This window comes from Limnohabitans sp. Hippo4 (genome assembly GCF_003063605.1).
GTDB lineage: Bacteria > Pseudomonadota > Gammaproteobacteria > Burkholderiales > Burkholderiaceae_C > Limnohabitans_A.
In genome coordinates this window covers 948,656-967,460 of sequence record NZ_NESE01000001.1, presented here as the reverse complement: position 1 = coordinate 967,460, position 18,805 = coordinate 948,656, and the positions used below count along the sequence as shown (strand labels likewise).

19 protein-coding genes and 1 riboswitch are annotated in these 18,805 nt (G+C 53.0%); of the genes, 13 read left to right on the top strand and 6 right to left on the bottom strand.

The annotated features are described in order from the left end of the window. The first annotated feature begins 27 nt into the window (after positions 1–27). The 4 genes from B9Z46_RS04565 (at position 28) to B9Z46_RS04550 (ending at position 3,880) form a co-directional block, all read left to right on the top strand. Positions 28–891 carry a hypothetical protein gene (locus tag B9Z46_RS04565; protein WP_146179221.1) on the top strand — a complete coding sequence of 288 codons (864 nt, stop codon included), beginning with the start codon at positions 28–30 and terminating at the stop codon, positions 889–891. A gap of 200 nt (positions 892–1,091) precedes the next feature. Next, the gene (locus B9Z46_RS04560; protein WP_108254689.1) at positions 1,092–1,628 is read left to right on the top strand and encodes a PaaI family thioesterase; all 537 of its coding nucleotides are present in this window, start codon (positions 1,092–1,094) and stop codon (positions 1,626–1,628) included. Between the two features lie 39 nt (positions 1,629–1,667). Beyond that, positions 1,668–2,651, top strand: coding sequence for a TauD/TfdA family dioxygenase (locus B9Z46_RS04555; RefSeq protein WP_199220540.1), 984 nt, complete (start codon positions 1,668–1,670; stop codon positions 2,649–2,651). An 8-nt stretch (positions 2,652–2,659) separates the two neighbouring features. Further along, a complete protein-coding gene (locus B9Z46_RS04550; protein WP_055360039.1) occupies positions 2,660–3,880 on the top strand; it encodes a M20 aminoacylase family protein in 1,221 nt (406 codons plus the stop codon). A gap of 57 nt (positions 3,881–3,937) precedes the next feature. Here B9Z46_RS04550 and B9Z46_RS04545 read toward each other — a convergent pair whose 3' ends face one another. Further along, positions 3,938–4,705, bottom strand: coding sequence for an IclR family transcriptional regulator (locus B9Z46_RS04545; protein ID WP_055360040.1), 768 nt, complete (start codon positions 4,703–4,705; stop codon positions 3,938–3,940). Between the two features lie 92 nt (positions 4,706–4,797). Between B9Z46_RS04545 and B9Z46_RS04540 the strand changes: the two genes are divergently transcribed. From B9Z46_RS04540 to B9Z46_RS04510, 7 genes are read left to right on the top strand one after another with little or no spacing between them, the layout of a single operon-like run. Then, complete coding sequence (locus B9Z46_RS04540; protein WP_055360041.1) at positions 4,798–5,793, top strand: tripartite tricarboxylate transporter substrate binding protein; 996 nt, start codon at positions 4,798–4,800, stop codon at positions 5,791–5,793. A 23-nt stretch (positions 5,794–5,816) separates the two neighbouring features. Then, positions 5,817–6,497 (top strand): RraA family protein, encoded by a 681-nt coding sequence (locus B9Z46_RS04535; RefSeq protein WP_055360042.1) that lies wholly within the window; start codon positions 5,817–5,819, stop codon positions 6,495–6,497. After that, positions 6,494–7,435, top strand: coding sequence for an NAD(P)-dependent oxidoreductase (locus tag B9Z46_RS04530; RefSeq protein ID WP_108254688.1), 942 nt, complete (start codon positions 6,494–6,496; stop codon positions 7,433–7,435). Before B9Z46_RS04535 ends, B9Z46_RS04530 begins: the two co-directional genes overlap by 4 nt. A 13-nt stretch (positions 7,436–7,448) precedes the next feature. Beyond that, entirely contained in the window at positions 7,449–8,516 is a 1,068-nt protein-coding gene (locus B9Z46_RS04525; protein WP_108254687.1) for a cyclase family protein, read from the top strand. 24 nt (positions 8,517–8,540) lie between these two features. After that, positions 8,541–9,515 carry a tripartite tricarboxylate transporter substrate binding protein gene (locus B9Z46_RS04520; protein WP_233245907.1) on the top strand — a complete coding sequence of 325 codons (975 nt, stop codon included), beginning with the start codon at positions 8,541–8,543 and terminating at the stop codon, positions 9,513–9,515. Between the two features lie 21 nt (positions 9,516–9,536). Then, the gene (locus B9Z46_RS04515; RefSeq protein ID WP_108254685.1) at positions 9,537–10,457 is read left to right on the top strand and encodes an SMP-30/gluconolactonase/LRE family protein; all 921 of its coding nucleotides are present in this window, start codon (positions 9,537–9,539) and stop codon (positions 10,455–10,457) included. Positions 10,458–10,462: 5 nt separating this feature from the next. After that, the gene (locus tag B9Z46_RS04510; protein ID WP_108254684.1) at positions 10,463–10,867 is read left to right on the top strand and encodes a hypothetical protein; all 405 of its coding nucleotides are present in this window, start codon (positions 10,463–10,465) and stop codon (positions 10,865–10,867) included. Here the strand turns inward: B9Z46_RS04510 and B9Z46_RS04505 are convergent. The 3 genes from B9Z46_RS04505 to B9Z46_RS04495 all read right to left on the bottom strand — a co-directional run bounded on the left by B9Z46_RS04505 (position 10,801) and on the right by B9Z46_RS04495 (position 14,511). Further along, on the bottom strand, positions 10,801–12,078 hold the full coding sequence (locus B9Z46_RS04505) for a D-amino acid dehydrogenase (protein WP_108254683.1): 1,278 nt from the start codon (positions 12,076–12,078) through the stop codon (positions 10,801–10,803). The genes B9Z46_RS04510 and B9Z46_RS04505 overlap by 67 nt on opposite strands. 158 nt (positions 12,079–12,236) lie before the next feature. Beyond that, positions 12,237–12,324: riboswitch (glycine riboswitch) on the bottom strand. Between the two features lie 10 nt (positions 12,325–12,334). Continuing rightward, positions 12,335–13,510, bottom strand: a complete 1,176-nt coding sequence (locus tag B9Z46_RS04500; protein ID WP_108254682.1) for a M20 aminoacylase family protein — start codon at positions 13,508–13,510, stop codon at positions 12,335–12,337. A 2-nt stretch (positions 13,511–13,512) separates the two neighbouring features. Continuing rightward, entirely contained in the window at positions 13,513–14,511 is a 999-nt protein-coding gene (locus B9Z46_RS04495; RefSeq protein WP_108254681.1) for a tripartite tricarboxylate transporter substrate binding protein, read from the bottom strand. 110 nt (positions 14,512–14,621) lie between these two features. On the opposite strand from B9Z46_RS04495, the gene B9Z46_RS04490 reads away from it, so the two are divergent. Continuing rightward, entirely contained in the window at positions 14,622–15,506 is an 885-nt protein-coding gene (locus tag B9Z46_RS04490; protein WP_108254680.1) for a LysR family transcriptional regulator, read from the top strand. Here B9Z46_RS04490 and B9Z46_RS04485 read toward each other — a convergent pair. Beyond that, on the bottom strand, positions 15,503–15,700 hold the full coding sequence (locus B9Z46_RS04485; protein ID WP_108254679.1) for a cation transporter: 198 nt from the start codon (positions 15,698–15,700) through the stop codon (positions 15,503–15,505). The two genes, B9Z46_RS04490 and B9Z46_RS04485, sit on opposite strands and share 4 nt — an antisense overlap. Before the next feature lie 39 nt (positions 15,701–15,739). Between B9Z46_RS04485 and B9Z46_RS04480 the strand changes: the two genes are divergently transcribed. Continuing rightward, the gene (locus B9Z46_RS04480) at positions 15,740–17,995 is read left to right on the top strand and encodes a cation-translocating P-type ATPase (RefSeq protein WP_233245906.1); all 2,256 of its coding nucleotides are present in this window, start codon (positions 15,740–15,742) and stop codon (positions 17,993–17,995) included. On the opposite strand, the gene B9Z46_RS04475 is transcribed toward B9Z46_RS04480, so the two are convergent. After that, a complete protein-coding gene (locus tag B9Z46_RS04475; protein ID WP_108254678.1) occupies positions 17,992–18,732 on the bottom strand; it encodes a DUF2189 domain-containing protein in 741 nt (246 codons plus the stop codon). The genes B9Z46_RS04480 and B9Z46_RS04475 overlap by 4 nt on opposite strands. Between the last annotated feature and the right edge of the window lie 73 nt (positions 18,733–18,805).

The window sequence follows — 18,805 nt, the reverse complement described above, 5'->3', positions numbered from 1 at the left end:
GTACTTGCATCAACAAAAGAGATTCTTATGAAATATTTACAATCATTGGCTCAATCAACTGCGGTGTTGGTAGTTCTTCTTATGAGTGGCACTTCATTGTTTGCTGCAGACATTACGGCAGGCCAAAAACAAGAGATACCAACCAGAGAAAGTCAAGAAACTGCATGGTATGTGCAGGGAATGGTAGGTCAAGGAACTTCGGGCAATCAAGCTCTGACCGTTAGCTTGGGGGGGCCAGTTAAGCTTGAAGGTGTGGCCAATTATGGTGCCGGCCCTGTTTATGGCATTGCCATCGGTAAACAGTGGTTAGGATCGCCAAAAAACAATGAAGCAGAACAAAAACAACAATCTGATAAATGCCCGCAAGTCGATCACTTGATGAAAGAAGGTGTGGAGCCCAAGCGCATTTCTGAAAGAGAAGACGATTGTTTGCCTTTGAGAGCAGAAGTTGAGTTCTGGGGGGCAAAGGCTAAGCGCGAATCTATTTCGGTAGGTGCATTGAAAGTGACGCCGCTTGATACTGTGCGGGTGAATGCCGTTTTCTTGAATGGTGCTTTCCGTTTGGCTGAATCTGAAGAGCTGCAAGAAAACTTGCTGCCAACTTGGAGAACATGGCTTGGTGCAGGTATTGGTTATGCCAACATGGAGTATCCAGACGTCAGGGCTATTTCTGGATGCAATTGTTTTGCTGCCCTCAGTGACTCAGGTTTGGCGGTGCAACTGAAGTTGATGATTGAGCGCCAGTTATCAGAGAATACACAATTGGTGTTCCAAGCTGGTCGCGTATGGTTACCTTCTATTCAATCACCAGATGCTCAAATGCCCCAAACACAATGGCATAAAAGAAATGTCAATCAATTGCTAATTGGATTGCGGCATTCATTTCGGTAATTAAACCATTTGGTAGATACAGCGGTTGTCTAAGCCACGGTCCAACATGCTCGGCCGCTGATGTGCCTTTGAACCGCATGTTGTGACCCATCTATCCCTGTTGTTATGTCTGTTAAGGGCCTGCCCACTGGTTGACAGTAGTATCTGTCCGGCTCAACTAAGATGCCTCACAACCTACAAGACAACTTTAAACAGGCGTGATGACAATGAGCTCAGAACTTTCAATTTGGTTAGCCGAAGAGGCAAAAGCAATTGCCACTTACGAATCAGGCGCCGGCATCGGTACTGCCACCCGCGAACAAATTGCAGGTATGACAGGTTTACAAATGATGCAAGCCATCATGCGGGGTGACTTGCCTGCCGCACCCATTGGCAAAACCCTGGATTTTTGTTTGGTCCATTTGGAAGAGGGTAAAACTATCTTTCAAGGAACCCCTTTGGACAAGCATTTCAACCCCTTGGGCACCATTCATGGTGGTTGGACTTCAACACTTTTGGATTCAGCTCTGGGTTGTGCGGTTCACACCAAAATGCCCGTGGGGCGGGGTTACACCACGGCAGAGTTGAATGTCCACATGGTGCGCGCCATTACACCCAAGGTAGAGCGTGTGCGTGCCATTGCCGAGGTGTTGCATTGCGGTCGCCAGTTGGCCACTGCGCAAGCTAAGTTGGTAGGTCCTGACGGCACCCTGTACGCGCATGCATCTTGCACGTGTCTTGTGTTTGAAATGAAGTAAAAGTTTCTCTGTATTGTGTTCAAGTTGGGAGCGTCATTGATGAGCATCATTCTGAAAAATCCAGTCACTGGTCCAGCAGCTTGGACGGGTCAGGATATTCAAAACGACACCAGTTGGATCGAGCAACTTCAGGCTTCAGACATTCAAGCTTTGGATGAAGCGCTTGCAACACTCAAATCTAAAGGCCGTGCCTTTCCAAATTTTGAGCGTGAAGATTTTCCCATTGGTACTGCCTTGTTGAAAAGGCTCGCCGCTTTGTCAGATGAGTTGGAAAATGGGCGAGGTTTTTCTCTTTGGCGCGGCCTGCCCGTGCATCGCTACAGCGAAGATGAGCTGAAGGCGGTGTATTACGGCATTGGCTTGCACTTAGGACTGCCCGTGTGTCAAAACCCGCGCGGTGATTTGCTGGGCGAAGTGGCTGCAGTGGGGGATCCCAAGGATGTCCGTACCCGGGTGTACCAAACCAATTTGTATTTGCCTTACCACTCCGATCCATCGGATGTGGTGGGCTTGCTGTGCGTACGCAAAGCCAAGCAAGGCGGCATCAGCAGCCTGGTCAGCGTCGCACGCATCTACAACGAAATATTAGAGAAACATCCTGAGTATTTGGGCATCTATTACCGAATGTTTTACTTTGAACATTTGTGTGAACCACAGCCCAGCTTGTCTCCCATCTTCAGCTATCACCTGGGTAAATTAAGTTGCCGTTATTTGCGCCAATATCTGGAGTTGGGCTGCGACATCAAAGGCGTGCCCTTGTCCAAGGTGGAAATGGAAGCCCTCGATTGTTTCGACCGCATCATGCATTCACCCGAAATTCGCGTGGACATGTTGATGGAGCCTGGCGATCTTCAGTTTGCCAACAACTATGCAGTGCTGCATTCACGCACTGAGTTTGAAGACCATGACGATGTGGCGCAGCGTCGACGAATGTTGCGCTTGTGGTTGAAGATGCCAAATGCCAGAGAGTTGGCACCAGAGTTTCCTGGCCGAAATGGATTTCCACCTCCCAACACACTCTGAGGATTACGATGAGCGCCCCCGTTGAACCTAAAAAATTCGCCTTCTCGCAAAACATCTTGCCAGCCATCCAAGACATGGCCAAAGAGATGGTGGAGGTGCGTCACCAAATTCATGCCCACCCCGAATTGGCATTTGAAGAACACGCCACCAGCGACATGGTGGCGGCACGTCTAAAAGAGTGGGGCTATGAAGTGCACCGAGGCTTAGCGGGCACGGGCGTGGTGGGCACCCTCAAGCGCGGTACCGGCAAGATGCGCTTGGGCATTCGCGCCGACATGGACGCGCTTCCAATTCAAGAAACCACAGGCTTGCCCTATGCCAGCCAATTGCCCGGCAAAATGCACGCCTGTGGCCACGATGGCCATACCGCCATTTTGTTGGCTGCCGCACGCAGCATTGCGCAAGATCCGCAGTTTGACGGCACTTTGAATTTGATTTTCCAGCCCGCCGAAGAAGGTTTGGGTGGTGGCCGTGTGATGGTGGAGCAAGGCTTGTTCAAACTGTTTCCATGCGATGCCATCTTCGCATTGCACAACATGCCGGGCATGCCTGAAGGGCAGTTTGGTTTCCGCGCGGGTGCCTTCATGCCATCGTCTGACACTGTGAACATCACAGTGCGAGGTAAAGGTGGCCATGGTTCTGCGCCGCATTTGTCAGCCGATCCTGTGGTGGCTGCAGCTCACATTGTGGTGGCCTTGCAAACGGTGGTCTCTCGCAATGTGGACCCCCGTGAAATGGCGGTCATTTCTGTGGGTGCCATTCATGGCGGTGAAGCTGCCAATGTCATTCCTCAAAATGTCACCATGCGCTTAACGGTGCGCGCTTTCAATCCAGAAATTCGCGCCATGCTCAAACAGCGCATTACCGATTTGGTTCAATCACAAGCGCAGACCATGGGCGTGCAGGCCGATGTGGATTACGACTGGCGCTACCCCTCGCTCATCAACGACGAAGCCAGCACGGCCTTTGCCAAGCAAGTGGCCTTGGACTGGTTGGGTGACAAGGGTGTCATGCCCAACTTGGCACCCTTAACTGGCAGCGAAGACTTTTCCTTTATGCTGCAAGAGTGCCCTGGCTGTTACCTCATTGTGGGCAATGGCCAAGGTGAACATCACCACACAGGTGGTTGCATGGTGCACAACCCAGGCTATGACTTCAATGACGCGATCTTGCCGATCGCTGCCAGCTATTGGGTGAAATTGGTCAATGCTTATTTGAAAGCTGCATAGTTTGAGAGAGGCAGTGAACCGCTGTTGTATTCTGTCTTTTAAGTGTTGACGAATACCTCAAGGATGCCAAGTTGAAATCACCTTAGGTGTCTCTTGCGACGCCGATCCAGCCAGTGCATATGACAACTGGTTGGCCGCGTTCATCACAGTCTTCGCATGGACTTGCAGCTTGCTTTTACTCAAGCGTGCTGTCGGGCCAGAAATGCACATCGAGCCCAACAGTCGCCAGTTCAATCCAAACACTGGCGCTGCCACGCTGGAAACCTCTGGGTCTCTTTCTCCCATTGACATGTGATAACCCCGACGACGAATCGTTTCATATTCGTCCCCGCCTGTGCCAGAGAACGCCAAGATCACTTTGCCTGGGGCACCTAAGTTCAATGGCAATCGCATGCCAATGCGCACGTGGTGGCGTACCGATTGCGGTCCTTCGATGCGAGAAATGCATGAGCGAACATCGCCTTCGCGTACATAAAAAGAAGCGCTCTCTTTGGTTTCAGCGGACAACTGTCGCAATGTGGGCTCCACCACATCGTTGATGTCAAAACCGGCTTGGTAGCGTGCACCTAGCCAACCCGCGGCTGCACCTAAACGCCAAGTGCCTTCCTCCTTTTGCACCATGTAGCCCGAAAGGGCCAGCGTGCGCGCCAGTCGCAAAACGGTGGTGTTGTGTAGGCCTGTTCGTCGGCTGAGTTCTGCCAGTGAAAGGTGCTGGTCGCCAATTTCAAAGACTTCCAGAATTTGCAAAGCCCGTTTCACAGCGATGACGCCGCCGTCGTTTTGGGGTTCATCGGTGGTGGGTGCCGCGTTGGATTTTCGTGCCATGAAACATCTTTCACTGTGTGAAATACTATTGTATCGAATGAAAGATGAATGAACAATCCATCTCAAACAATTCTTCCCTTTTGGAGACAAATATGACTCATTCAGTGCTGGCGCGTCGCCTCTTGACGCAGGGTACATTGGCAACTCTTTTGATCGGTACCACACTGGCATTCAACGCTCTTGCGCAAAACTGGCCCTCGAAGCCCATCCGCGTGGTTGTGCCCTTTCCGGCAGGTGGTGGCACTGATTTGATTGCACGCGAGGTAGGTAACAAAGTGGTGTCCAACACCAAATGGACGTTCATTTACGACAACAAGCCTGGCTCAGGGGGCAATATTGGGGTGGACGCCATTGCCAAGGCCGCGCCCGATGGTTTGAATTTGGTCATTGGCCAAACGAGCAACTTGGCCATCAATCCGAGCCTCTACAGCAAGCTGCCCTATGACCCTTCAAAAGACCTGACGCCCATTGTCAATATCGGCAGTTCACCCGTGGTCTTTGTGGTGGCAAGCAATTCGCCATACAAAACATTTGGTGAATTGTTAGCGGCAGCAAAAGCCCAACCTGATGCCATCAATTACGCAAGCTCGGGCAGCGGTACGGTGGCGCACTTGGCCACTGAGTTGATGCAGAAAGAAGCGGGCGTTCGCATGACGCACATTCCCTATAAGGGTGCCGCCCAAGGCTTGACCGACGTGATCGGTGGCAATGTGCAGGTATACGTCTCTTCTGTGCCCACCCTGATTGGTCATATCAAGAGCGGCAAGCTCAGGGCATTGGCAGTGACATCTGCTAAACGAACAGACGACTTGCCCAATGTTCCCACAGTGGCCGAGTCTGGTTTGAAGGGTTTTGAAGCCACCACCTGGTTTGGATTATTAGGCCCCGCCAAGTTGCCGGCAGAGGTGGTTTCAGCTGTGAATGCTGAAGTGAACAAAGCCTTGCGCGCAGAAGACTTGCGCAAAAAACTGGGGGATCAAGGCTTGGACATCACGGGTGGTACACCTGAGCAATTTGCCAAGCTGATGCGGGATGACCTCGTCAAATGGGGCAAGGTTGTCAAAGAGTCTGGCGCCCGCGCTGACTGATTAATTTTTAATTTGGGATTTTTATGAGCCAAGATATTGTTAAAAATTTTGAACGTGTACCCGCCGACTTGGTGCAAAAAGCATCCGTCCATCAGGCGGCTATTTTTGCCGATGTGGCGGGCCGACGTGGTGTGATGCACGGCCGCATCAGTGCGCTGCGTCCTCACATGAAAGTGGCGGGCCCGGCATTGACGGTGGAGGTTCGCCCTGGCGACAACCTCATGATCCATGCCGCCATTGCCATGGCCAAGCCAGGCGATGTGTTGGTGATTGATGGCAAGGCAGATCAAACTGCCGCGTTGATGGGCACCATCATGATGACGGCCTGCAAACAGTTGGGCATTGCCGGTGTGATTGTGGATGCTGCTGTGCGTGACAGTCTGGAAATTGAAGAGATGGATTTCCCCGTCTTTTCTGTCGGCACCAATCCCAATGGCCCCACCAAAAACATCGGTGGCCGCATTGGTCATCCCATTTCTTGTGGTGGCGTGTCTGTCAATCCCGGCGACTTTGTGCTGGCCGATGCCGATGGCATTGTGGTGGTTGAGCGCGAAAAGTTGCCTGGCTTGTTGCCCTTGGCTGACAAAAAAGTGGTGGACGAGGCCAAACGCATTGCGCAAATCAAGGAAGGCAACACCAGCGCGTCTTGGTTGCTGTCATCGCTGGTGGCAGCTGGCGTGTTGAAAGAAGGCGAAACGCTGTGAGTGCACGTCCCGTTGTCATCGTGACAGGCGCAGATCTGGCATCGCAAGCTTTGGCGTTGCTGACTGATTTTGAAATTGTCTATGCAGGCAAAACACCGCAGACGTCAGACATGGTCGCTTTGTGCCAGCGTCACAATCCTGTGGCCATCATTGTTCGTTACGGCAGTGTGGGGGCTGAAGTGATGGACGCGGCACCGGCTTTGCGAGTCATCTCAAAGCACGGCAGTGGCACCGACACCATCGACAAAGAAGCCGCAAAAGCGCGCGGCATTGAAGTCTGCGCTGCAGTGGGTGCCAATGCCGCTGCTGTGGCTGAACAAGCCATGGCTTTGCTGCTGGCCTGTGCCAAATCGGTGGTGCACTTGAACGAGCGCATGCATGCAGGATTTTGGGACAAAGCAACGCACAAAAGTGTTGAACTGCATGGCCGCACCATCGGCCTGGTCGGTTTGGGTGCCATTGGCCAACGCTTTGCCAAAATGTGCGATGCCATGGGCATGAAAGTTTTAGGCGTTGACCCCTTCGCCAAAAACTTGCCCGATTACATCCAAGCCGTTGACTTTGAAACTCTGTGGCGAGAGTCCGATGCCATCTCATTGCATTGCCCGCTCACGCCAGAAAACCGGCAGTTGATCAATGCCCAAACTTTGGCCGCTTGCAAGCCTGGTGTGATGCTGGTCAACACAGCGCGCGGCGGCTTGGTGGATGAACCCGCCTTGTTGGCGGCGGTTCAAAGTGGCCATGTGTTTGCCGCAGGTCTAGACAGCTTTGCAGTAGAGCCGATGACAGCGCCTCACATCTTTCAGGGTGTGCCACAAATCTTTTTAAGCCCTCACATTGGCGGCGTTACCAGCGATGCTTACATCAACATGGGTGTAGGAGCGGCCAAGAATGTGCTCGCAGTTTTGAGTAAATATTCTCAAGCGGTTTCTGCATAAGGTTCTAGCCATCATGATGCAACGCTGGAAAAACGCACCGCCTGGCAGCCACTGGGGAGAGTTTGGCCCAGACGATCGTTTGGGACGAATGAACTTGGTCACGCCAGACAAGGTGCGCCAAGGTATTGCGGAGGTCAAAGTAGGGCTGACATTTTGTTTGTCCTTGCCCTTGGATGTACCGGGTGGAAGGTCTTTGAATGCACGGCGTATGCCCCCGCGTTTGTTCGGTACTTTGCGCGATGGCGTCAGCGCCGGTGTGCAGGGCTACTGCTGGTCGTACGCCTCAGAAGATCCCAACTTGACTGATGTCGTGTGCGACGAAGTCATGCTGATGAACACGCAATATTCAACACAGTGGGACAGCCTGGCTCACATGGGCAGCCGCTTTGATGCCGATGGTGATGGCGAGGCTGAAGCTGTTTTCTACAACGGCTTTAGAGCAGGCGTTGAGATTCACCCCGGTTCGACCGATTCAACTGCTGCAGACGATTGGGCACGCTATCCAGACCCAGATGCAAACGCCTTGGGTGTTGCCAATTTGGCGGCACATGGCGTTCAGGGGCGAGGTGTGTTGATTGATTTAGAAAAACACGTGGGTCGCAAAAGAGTAGCTGTGGGCTATGACGCATTGATGCGCATTTTGGATGCAGACAAGGTCCATGTTGAAGCCGGTGACATGGTGTGCTTGCACACTGGTTTTGCAGACACCTTGCTGAACATGCGCAAGCAACCCGACCTACAACACCTGAATGAAACGGGCAGTGGTCTGGATGGCGAAGATCCAAAGTTGCTGAATTGGATCAGTGATACACGTCTGGCCTGCTTGGTGGCCGACAACCCAGCCGTGGAGTTGGTGCAAGCTGTGTCACTCACCAAGCCCGCTGGTATGAAACGGCCGCGCTTGCCCTTGCACGAACATTGCCTGTTCAAAAACGGCATCCACTTGGGTGAGTTGTGGTTGCTCACGCCATTGGCACTATGGCTTCGAGCGAATCAGCGCTCTCGATTTTTACTGACTGCACCGCCCTTGCGTTTGCCGGGTGCAGCAGGATCACCCGTGACACCCATTGCGACAGTTTGAACAATTTGAAAAAAGGAAGACAACATGAACCGACGATTAATGAACGCTTTGCTATGGGCAGCAGGTGTGACGTTCACACTGAGCGCACCCGCAGCCATGGCCGCTTGGCCCGATGGCAAGCCTGTGAGCATTGTGGTGCCCTATGCACCCGGCGGAACTGCAGATGCGTTGGCAAGGCTGATTGCGCAGCACTTGGGCACCAAACTGTCCACCTCCGTCGTGGTGGTGAACAAAGCAGGTGCAAGTGGCATCATTGGCGCGCAGGCTGTGGCGCAAGCCTCACCCGATGGCTTTACGGTTTTGTACGACGCAACACCGTTGTCGATCAATCCGCATTTGCAAAAAATGCCATTCGATGCAGAAAAAGATTTGATTCCTGTCACGCAAGTGGGTGTGACACCCATGTTGCTGACGGTGCCCAAGACCTCCACATTTGCAACCGCACAAGACTTACTGAAGGCGGCCAAACAATCGCCTGGCAAATTGACCTTTGGTTCCGGTGGGCAAGGCACGGTGCAGTACATGGCACCTGAGTTGATGAACCAAGCTGCAGGCGTCAACATGCTGCACATCCCTTACAAGAGCGGTGGGCTGGCGGTGACCGCTGTGATTGCCGCTGAAGTGGACATGGGTTTTTTCAATTTGCCGGCCATCAGTGGTCATGTCAAAAGTGGCACGGTCAAAGCGCTGGCCATTACTTCTGCGCAACGTAACCCCGCGTTTCCAGATGTACCGACAGTCTCCGAAATAATTGGCAAGCCCTATGAGTCTTATGAGTGGAACGGTATTTTCTTGCCCAAAGGCACCTCACCTGAAATTGTGAATCGTCTGCAGGTTGCGGTTAAAGAGGTGTTGGCTATGCCCGAAGTCAAAGGCAAGTTCGACAGTCTGGGTTCGCGCATTGTGGCTTCTACACCTGAAGAGTTTCGCAAGTACTTGGCAGGCGAGACCCAGCGATGGGCTGCCACGGTGAAGGCTGCGGGCATTAAAAAAGAGTGACAATGCACTCAAGGTTGCCACATGATCATGCTTCAAAATCCACTCATTCGACCTCTTGAAATATTTAGCGCCATGCCTGAGAAATTCAGGCAGACTGGCGTGCGCAGTGAATGGGCCGATGTGAATCAGGGCGGGCGATTGGCGGATTCATTTTTGGAGGGCCCGGTATTTGACACGCATGGCAACCTCTACGTCACCGACATACCTTTTGGCCGTGTGTTTCGAATTGATCCAAAAGGAGAGTGGGACTTGGTGGCGCAATGGGATGGTGAGCCCAATGGCATGAAGTTTCTAAGCGAGACCGAGTTGCTGGTCACCGATTACAAAAACGGTTTGATGCGCCTGAACATTCAAACGGGGCGAGTCAAAGCATTTCTTGAGCGTCGCAACAGCGAAAGCTTCAAAGGTGTCAATGATTTGGTGCTGGACGCCCGGGGCAATGTGTACTTCACAGACCAAGGGCAAACCGGCATGCACGACCCCTCTGGGCGGGTGTACAGACTGTCGCCCGATGGCAAGTTAGACCTGTTGCTGAACAACGTGCCCAGCCCCAATGGCATCGTGCTGTCACCCGATGAGCGGTTTTTGTTTGTCGCTACAACGCGCGGCAATGCTGTTTGGCGCATGCCTTTGTTGAGCGATGGCAGCGTGTCGAAAGTGGGGCAGTTTTTCACATCCTATGGACCGAGTGGTCCTGACGGTTTGGCCATGGATGAAAGTGGCCGACTGCTGGTGGCCAATCCTGGACTGGCTTATGTGTGGGTGCTGTCACATTGGGCGGAACCCGAAGAAATTCTGACAGGACCCAAAGGCGCGTCTCTCACCAACATGGCATTTGGTGGCAAAGACCGGAAAACCTTGTATTGCACAGACTCAAGCAATGGCAACATATTGATGGCCGACATGTCCGTGGCCGGTTGTCTGCTGCATCGCGCAAAATAGGGGGCATGTCAAATGAACAACTCCTTACCCCAGAACAGCTCAAAGCGCTGGCCGTTCACCCCCCGCATCACTGCAATTGCGCCCTGAAAATCTGCAAAGGCTGGGAAAGCGTGCCCGACGCGCGCTGGCCTGCTGCCCAAATGCAAGCTGCAGGCACCCTCAGGCAAGAACTAGCCGAAGGCCAAGTGGAATTGACCTTCGAAGAATTCCACCCCAACGGTACGCGCTATGACTCACCGAACGCGCCCATTGCAGTGGACTACTTTCCCTACAACCGCTGCGACGTCTTCAAGTGCATCACATGCCAATGTGCTGTCTTGAAGTACACCGAATACGGCGGTTATTACGTGGACACACGTGCCAGGTTGGTCGATCCTGAAATGATCGTGGCACGCTCAGCAGAAGCCTGAGCCGCCACTACTTCCGCCACCATGTCTGCCGTCACGGCAGACAATGTCCAACCTAAGTGACCGTGACCTGTGTTGTAAAACACATTGGCAGCTTTGCCACGACCCACGCGGGGCATCATGTTGGGCATCATGGGACGCAAGCCAGCCCATGGAACCACGGAGCGGGTGTTGATTTTGGGGAAGCATTGATTGACCCAATCGACCAATGGCTTGATGCGGTCAGCGCGGATGTCACGGTTGTAGCCGTTAAATTCTGCAGTGCCTGCCACACGGAATCGGTCGTCGCCTAAACGGCTGGTGACCAACTTGGTCTCGTCGTCCAGCAAGCTGACCTGCGGTGCGCCTGCTTGGCTTTCAGCGTCGTTCAAATTGACCGTGATGGAATAGCCTTTGACAGGGTAGATGTTGACGCGGTCACCCAGTTGTGAAGCAAATTGTTTGCTGGCAACGCCTGCGCACACCACCACGCTGTCAAACGTATGAATGCTGGTAGGCGCATCAGAGTGGGCCACCGTGATCTTGACTTGGCTGTTGTCGCTTTGAATGTTGGTGACGTCTTGGTCATACAAAGTGCGAACGCCTAAATGCTTTGCAGCCATGGCTAAACCGTTGGTGAACTTGTGGATGTCTCCCGTGGCGTCACTTTCTGTGAAATAGCCGCCGTAGTATTTGCCAGCCAAAGTGGGTTCGATGGCTTTCATTTCTTCGGGGGTCACCGCATGGCGTGGCAAGCCACCCTTGGCCAACATTTCAGAAACTTTGCCTGCGTGGTCAAAGCCCTTTTTGTCGCGGTAAATGTGCAAGATGCCTTGCTTTTTCAAATCGAAATCAATGTTTTCAGCTTCAGCCCAAGCAAACAAATGTTGTCGTGCTGCCACAGCCAGTTTGGCTGTTTCAATGGTGTTCTTTTCGTAAGCCGCCATGGAAGCCATGAACTCTGCAAACCAAGAAATTTTGTGCCAGCTGGGTTTGGGATTGACCAGCAGCGGCGCATCACTTTTGAGCATCCATTTCAAGCCCTTGATGATTGTGGAGGGGTGTGTCCAAACTTCTGCATTCGAGGCAGACAACTGTCCGCCATTGGCAAACGACGTCTCCATGGCGGCATAGCGGTGACGCTCAAACAAGGTGACAGAGAAGCCGCGCTTGGCCAGTGCATAAGCAGTGGTGACGCCGGTGATGCCGCCGCCCACAATGGCAATAGTTTTCATGATTCAGATCTTTCAAAACGTCGAAGGGTTGAGCCATGACACAACTGTGCCAGTGGCGCCCCTTCTGTTTTGGACCTGAGAGATTCACAACACGCTGGGGTGTTGCTTGCTCCTGCGGTGGGTTTGCGGACGAAAACGCAAACCACTCTTCAGAATGAAATATGACATCGGTCCTTTTGCCTGAGAGTTTCCGGGGCGGTTGCTCCTTCGGCGTTGCTTTTAAGCAATCTCTCCCGATGCCACTGATGAGATCAATTTACACCTTGAGGAATTCCCTCGTCAAGTGAATCCAATAGTCAGAACCTGTTGCAATGTTGTCATCGTTGAAGTCGTAACCCGGGTTGTGCACCATGCACGCGCCCGCGGAGTCGCCATCACCGTTGCCAATGAGCAAATAACTGCCAGGAATTTTTTCCAGCATGAAGGCAAAATCTTCGCTGCCAGTTAAAGGCGGACCATTTAAAACAACGCGCTCAGCGCCGACCAAATCCAAAGCCACTTGCCTTGCAAAATTGGTTTCGTTTTCTGAATTCACCAACACGCAATAGCCTTCTTTCCAGTCGACTTCGGCCTTGCAGCCAAAGCTCTCGGCTTGCGATGTGGCAATGGCTTTGATGCGTTGCTCGAGCAATTTGCGAACACCAGGGTCCAAAGCGCGCACACTCAATTCAAGTGTGGCCAATGCAGGGATCACATTGTTGGCCTTGCCCGCTTGAATGGAGCCCACCGTCACCACAGCGGTGTGCAGTGGATCGACATTGCGAGACACCACAGTTTGCAAAGCCATGACGATAGACGCTGCAGCCACCAAAGAGTCTGCTGCGCGATGCGGCATACCGCCATGTCCGCCTGTACCATTCACGCGAATGGTGACGTAGTCACTAGACGCCATGGCACTGCCACTGCGAAACACAAATTTGCCCACAGGCACGCCAGGCATGTTGTGCATGGCAAAGATGGCATCGCAAGGGAACAAGTCAAACAGACCGTCTTGCATCATGCGCAGCGCGCCGCCACCGCCTTCTTCGGCCGGTTGAAAGATGAGGTGCAACACGCCATCAAACGCGCTGTTTAATGCCAACTCGTGGGCGGCGGCTAGCAGCATGGCGGTGTGGCCATCATGGCCGCAGGCATGCATCAGTCCGGGCTTGGTGCTCGACCATTCGGCGCCACTGGCCTCTTGAATGGGCAGGGCATCCATGTCGGCACGCAGGCCCAAGCTGCGTGTGCTGGTGCCGCGTTTGAGTGTGCCTACCACGCCGGTGCCCCCCAAACCGCGGTGAACTTGGTAGCCCCAAGATTCAAGCTTGGACGCCACCAACTCAGCGGTGCGATGTTCTTCAAACGCCAACTCGGGGTGGCGGTGAATGTCACGCCGGAGTTGGATGAATTCACCCACTCTGGCGGTGAGCGCTTCGCGCAAGTAGGTCATGCTTATTGCGGTTGCAAGTTGATGGACTTGGCAATGGCGCGGAACTGTGCAGTGCCATCTGTATAAGCTTTGCTCACAGCTTGCATTGACAAAGGTTTAGCCATCAACAAGCTGTTGGCTTCCATGCCGGCCAAAACAGAAGGTTCTGTCAAGGCATCGGTAATGGCTTTGTGCAGCACTTGAACCGTGGCTTCAGGTGTGTCTTTTTTCACAAAGTAACCTGTCCAAATGTTGAACGTGAAGTTCTTCAAAGATTTGCTCTCGCTGATGGCGGGATAAGACTTGACAGACTCCAGACGCTCACTGTTGAGCATGGCCAAAATCTTGAGCTTGCCTTGTTTTTGCAATTCGTCATAGTTCTTGCCAAAAGGGGCCAAGAAAATATCGACTTGACCGCCCAACAAATCTTGATTGGCGGGTGCGCCACCTTTGTAGGGCACATGTGTCATGGGGATGTTGGAAATTTTGGACAAGTGTTCACCCAACAGGTGATAGAAGGAGCCAGGGCCAACGCTGGCATAAGTGATGGGGCGTCCAGCTTGTGCTTCTTTACGGGCATAGTCCAAGAACTCGTCCACATTGCTCACCGGCAAATCTTTACGAGCCAAGAATGCAATTTGTGCCGTAGAGATCATTTGAACCAAACGGAAGTCTTCGCTTTTGAACTTAACGGCAGAGATGGCCAAGGGCGCCAAAATCAATTCGTTGGGCGAACCCTGAAAAATGATTTGACCGTCAGAAGGCGCGCTCAAAACTTTTTGTGCAGCAATCGCACCGCTCGCACCGCCCAAGTTGTCAACAATCACGGGCTGTCCCAGATTTTTTGACAAGGTGTTGTTCACTGTACGGGCAATCACATCAGACAAACCACCGGCTGGATAAGGCACCAGCAACGTAACGGGTTTTGAGGGGTAGGTTTGCGCAAAGACTGTACCTGCCATGAGCAACATGCCCACAACCGCGGATGCGCTCTTGATATATTTTTCAACAACTGAGTTCATTTTCGTCTCCTCTTTTTTATGAATCGTGTGCCCATCCTAAAAATGGCTTGAATCTAAGTCAAATGCATATTAATATGATTTAGCATGATTTAAATGCATGGAGAAATGCAATGACCTTGGTTCAACTGAAGCACTTCATTGAATTGGCCGCCAATGGCTCGTTCAGCAAATCGGCTGAAAGACTGTTCCTAACGCAGCCCGCCCTCAGCCGAAGCATCAAATCTCTGGAGGATGAACTGGGTCAAGCCTTGTTTGACAGAGTGGGGCGCAAGAATGAACTGACGCCCTTCGGACATCACATCTTGGGGCAAGCGCGCGAATTACTCGATGCCGCCAACAACCTGAAGCAGAGCAGCCAGCACCTGTTGACAGGGCTTCATGGTCAATTGAAGTTGGGTTTGGGCTCCGGCCCCGGTGCTTTGTGGATGACACCCCTCCTAACCTATGTCGCCAATGAATGCCCCGGCGCACGTTTGGAAATTGCCAGGGGTGCCACCACTTTGTTGGTTCAACAACTCAGAGAGCGCTTATTGGACGCGTTGATCCTGGACATTCGCTCCCTGAGTCCATCGACTGATTTGAAAGTAGAACCCTTGTGTGAGTTGCCAGGCACTTTCATGTGCAACAAAAAACATCCGCTTGCCAAACTGAAGCAAGTCACGTTTGAGCAATTGCTTGATTACCCCATTGCATCAACCCCCTTGAGTGATGAGGTGGCGCGAGTGCTGACTGAAAGATATGGTGCACAAGCACATCCAGAGCAACTGATTCAATTGCGCTGCGAAGAAATATCGAGTTTGTTGGATGTGGCCAGAAACACGCAGGCCGTGGTCTTGGCTGTTCGTGCGCTGGCGCCTGATTTGGTGGCCTTGCCGATGACGCCGGCGCTCAATGCCAATGCCCGCTTTGGCTGGGTCTCTCTTAAGTCAAGGTCGGAAGTGCCCTTGGCCAGAGTGCTGCGCGAGGCAGCAGTACAGCGTTTGTCGGCGCTTTAAGCGGCTACCGTGTAGCCTTCTTCTGCAATGACGTGCGCAATTTCTTCGCGCGCTTTGGAACTCTCTACATCCACTTTGCCTGCAGGTCGGTCGATGGCCACTTTGGCTTCAGGATCTAAACGGGTGATGGCTTTTTTAACGGCCATTTCGCAATGGCCACAAGTCATGCCTTGAACTTGAAATGTGTTGTTCATGATCAACTCCTCTCAATAAATTAGATGTAAGCTTAGCCTATGTCTGAATTGTCCTGCGATATTGGTATTGGTGGCATGACCTGCGCATCATGTGTTGCGCGGGTGGAACGCGCTATCGGAAAGTTGACCGATGTCAAAGACGTCAGTGTGAATTTGGCCACTGAATCTGCGAGGGTCACTTGGAAGTCGCCAGAGTCTGGCGCCCTCAATGCGCAAGAACAGCAAGCCCGCTTGCGACGTGCAGTGCGCGATGCAGGTTACGAGCCCTTGGCCCCAGAACATTTGGAACAAGCACCCGCTGGCGCATGGTCTGGTTTCGGTCCGGTCGCTGTTGGATTGTTGCTCAGTGCACCTTTGGTTCTGCCGATGTTGGGCGATGCACTTGGCAAGCATTGGATGTTGCCTGCGCTGTGGCAGTTTTTATTGGCCACACCTGTGCAATTTATTCTGGGTGCACGGTTTTACAAAGCTGGCTGGCACGCCTTGTTGGCTGGCAGTGGCAACATGGATTTGTTGGTGGCCATTGGCACCTCAGCCGGGTGGTTGTTGTCCATGTGGCTGTGGCTTACGGCAGCCGATGGGCACATGGTGCATTTGTATTTTGAAGGCTCTGCCGTTGTCATTACCCTGGTCTTGCTAGGCAAGTGGCTTGAAGCACGTGCCAAGCGTCAAACCACCGATGCCATTCGGGCCTTGCATGCACTGCGCCCTGAAAAAGCGCGCGTCATCACAGCCGACGGTGAAGTCGAAATTCCCATCGAAGAATTGTTAGTGGGCGATCGCATGCTGGTGTTGCCTGGTGAGCGTTTTGCTGCCGATGGCGTGGTGCTGGAAGGGCAGACGCAAGTTGACGAAGCCATGCTGACGGGCGAGCCTTTGCCTGTCCCTAAAAGCGTGGGTGCACGCATCACGGGTGGCAGCATCAATGGTGAGGGCCGCGTGCTGGTCACTGTCAGTGCCACAGGTACCTCAACAGTGTTGTCCAACATCATTCGCTTGGTTGAAGATGCGCAGGCCGCCAAAGCACCCATTCAGCGTTTGGTGGACCAGGTATCGGCGGTGTTTGTACCTGTGGTGTTGGTGTTGGCATTGATCACCTTGTTGGCTTGGTGGTTCACGGGTCACAGCCTTGAGGTCTCGCTTATTCACAGTGTGGCTGTGCTGGTGATCGCTTGTCCCTGTGCTTTGGGTTTGGCCACACCCGCCGCCATCATGGCGGGCACTGGCGTGGCTGCCAAGCACGGCGTCCTGATCAAAGATGCGCAGGCTCTAGAAATTGCTCACAAAGTTGACACCGTCGCTTTTGACAAAACAGGTACGTTGACCGTGGGTCAGCCAAGGCTGATTTCCTTGACGTCGGTCAATTTACAAAATGTGCCAAGCTCTGATTCGGACGATCAACTGTTGATGTTGGCCGCCAGCTTGCAAAGCGGAAGTGAACACCCCTTGGCGCATGCTGTCGTGCAAGCCGCCAAAACACAGAGCTTGCAGTTCGTGGTGCCTGACGACGTTAAGGCGGTGCCAGGTTTTGGTAGCGAAGGCCATGTGCAGGGCCGCCATTTGTTGTTGGGCAGCTTGCGTTGGATGGACTCGCTCAATGTGCCAGACGGACCGTGGCAAGCACAGGCAGCAAGCATGCAGGCCGACGGTGCCACTGTCTCGATCTTGGCTGAGCGCTCGCACGCTGGCGTCAATCCTTTGGCAGTCTTGGCGTTTGGCGACGAGCCCAAACCTGGCGTGCAAGCTGCATTGAAGTTGTTGCGTCAGCGCGGACTTCGGCTGGTCATGATTTCGGGTGACAACAAAGGCGCAGCACAAGCCATGGCGGCACGTTTAGGACTTCAACCTGATGAGGTGTTTGCAGAAGTATTGCCTGGCGATAAAGCAGCCTTGGTCAAAAGTTTGCAAGCCCATTCAACTGATGCGCCGCATGTGGTGGCTTTTGTTGGAGACGGTATCAACGATGCACCGGCATTGGCCGCTGCGGATGTGGGTTTGGCCATGGCCAATTTGAATGCCGATGGCAGACGCGGTGGCACCGATGTGGCCATGCAAGCCGCAGGCATCACGTTGATGCGCGGCGATGTGGCCTTGGTGGCTGGCGCCTTGGAAATTTCTGCGCGTACAGTGGCCAAAATTCGGCAAAATTTATTTTGGGCATTTGCCTACAACGCTGCAGGCATTCCACTGGCAGCCATGGGCTACCTGAGCCCTGTAGTGGCTGGTGCGGCCATGGCATTGAGTTCGGTCAGTGTGATGACCAATGCCTTGCTGCTCAAGCGTTGGAAACCTTAATCGGGCAAGACCAAGGCGTGATAGGCGTGCCAAGTGGCATGACCAATCAGGGGTGCAGTGATCACCAACAAAGGTTTGAAAAAAACCAGCGCCAGTCCAATGAAACAAACGATCAGGCTGGCCCATAGCAAGCAGACCAGCGCGTTGTTCCACAGCGCATTGGCGCTGGTGAAGATGGCCTCTAGGGTGTCGGTTGATCGGTCTAGCAGCATGGGCACAGAGACCACCGAGATCGCAAAAACCAGGGATGCAAAAATGGCGCCAACACACGTCCAGACCAGCAGAAACTCGATGTTTTTGAAATCGACGATTTGAGAAATTAAACTTTGCAGATGCGGGTATTCTTGGTCTGCAAACAGCGCGAACAAGACGATGGAAACACGCGCCCAAACAATCATCAGAAACGTCAACAGGATGGCAAACAAGCCCATCATTTTCCAATTGGGCAGCCAAGCTTTCATGCTTTTGGGCAGGCTGACTTCCTCTCCTTTTTGCACTTGGCGAGACAACTCATAAAGCCCCGTGCAGACAATCGGCCCAAGCAAGAAAAAACTGGCCGTCAAACCCATGGTGGCCTTCCAATAATGGGCGTAGACCAGCGCGAGGGCATATCCCAGTACAACAAACACCAAGCCATAAAAAGCGCCCACAAAATGCGTTTTGCGCATGTCTTCAGAGCCTTTTATGAGCCAAGTCATAGGGCTGAGCAAGGGAAGGTCAGATTGAATGGCAGCCATGGAAAACCTCTTTGTGGTGTGCACAAAGTTTAATCAGCTGTGGTGTTGGCTGACCATCAGGGGTTTCGCTAGA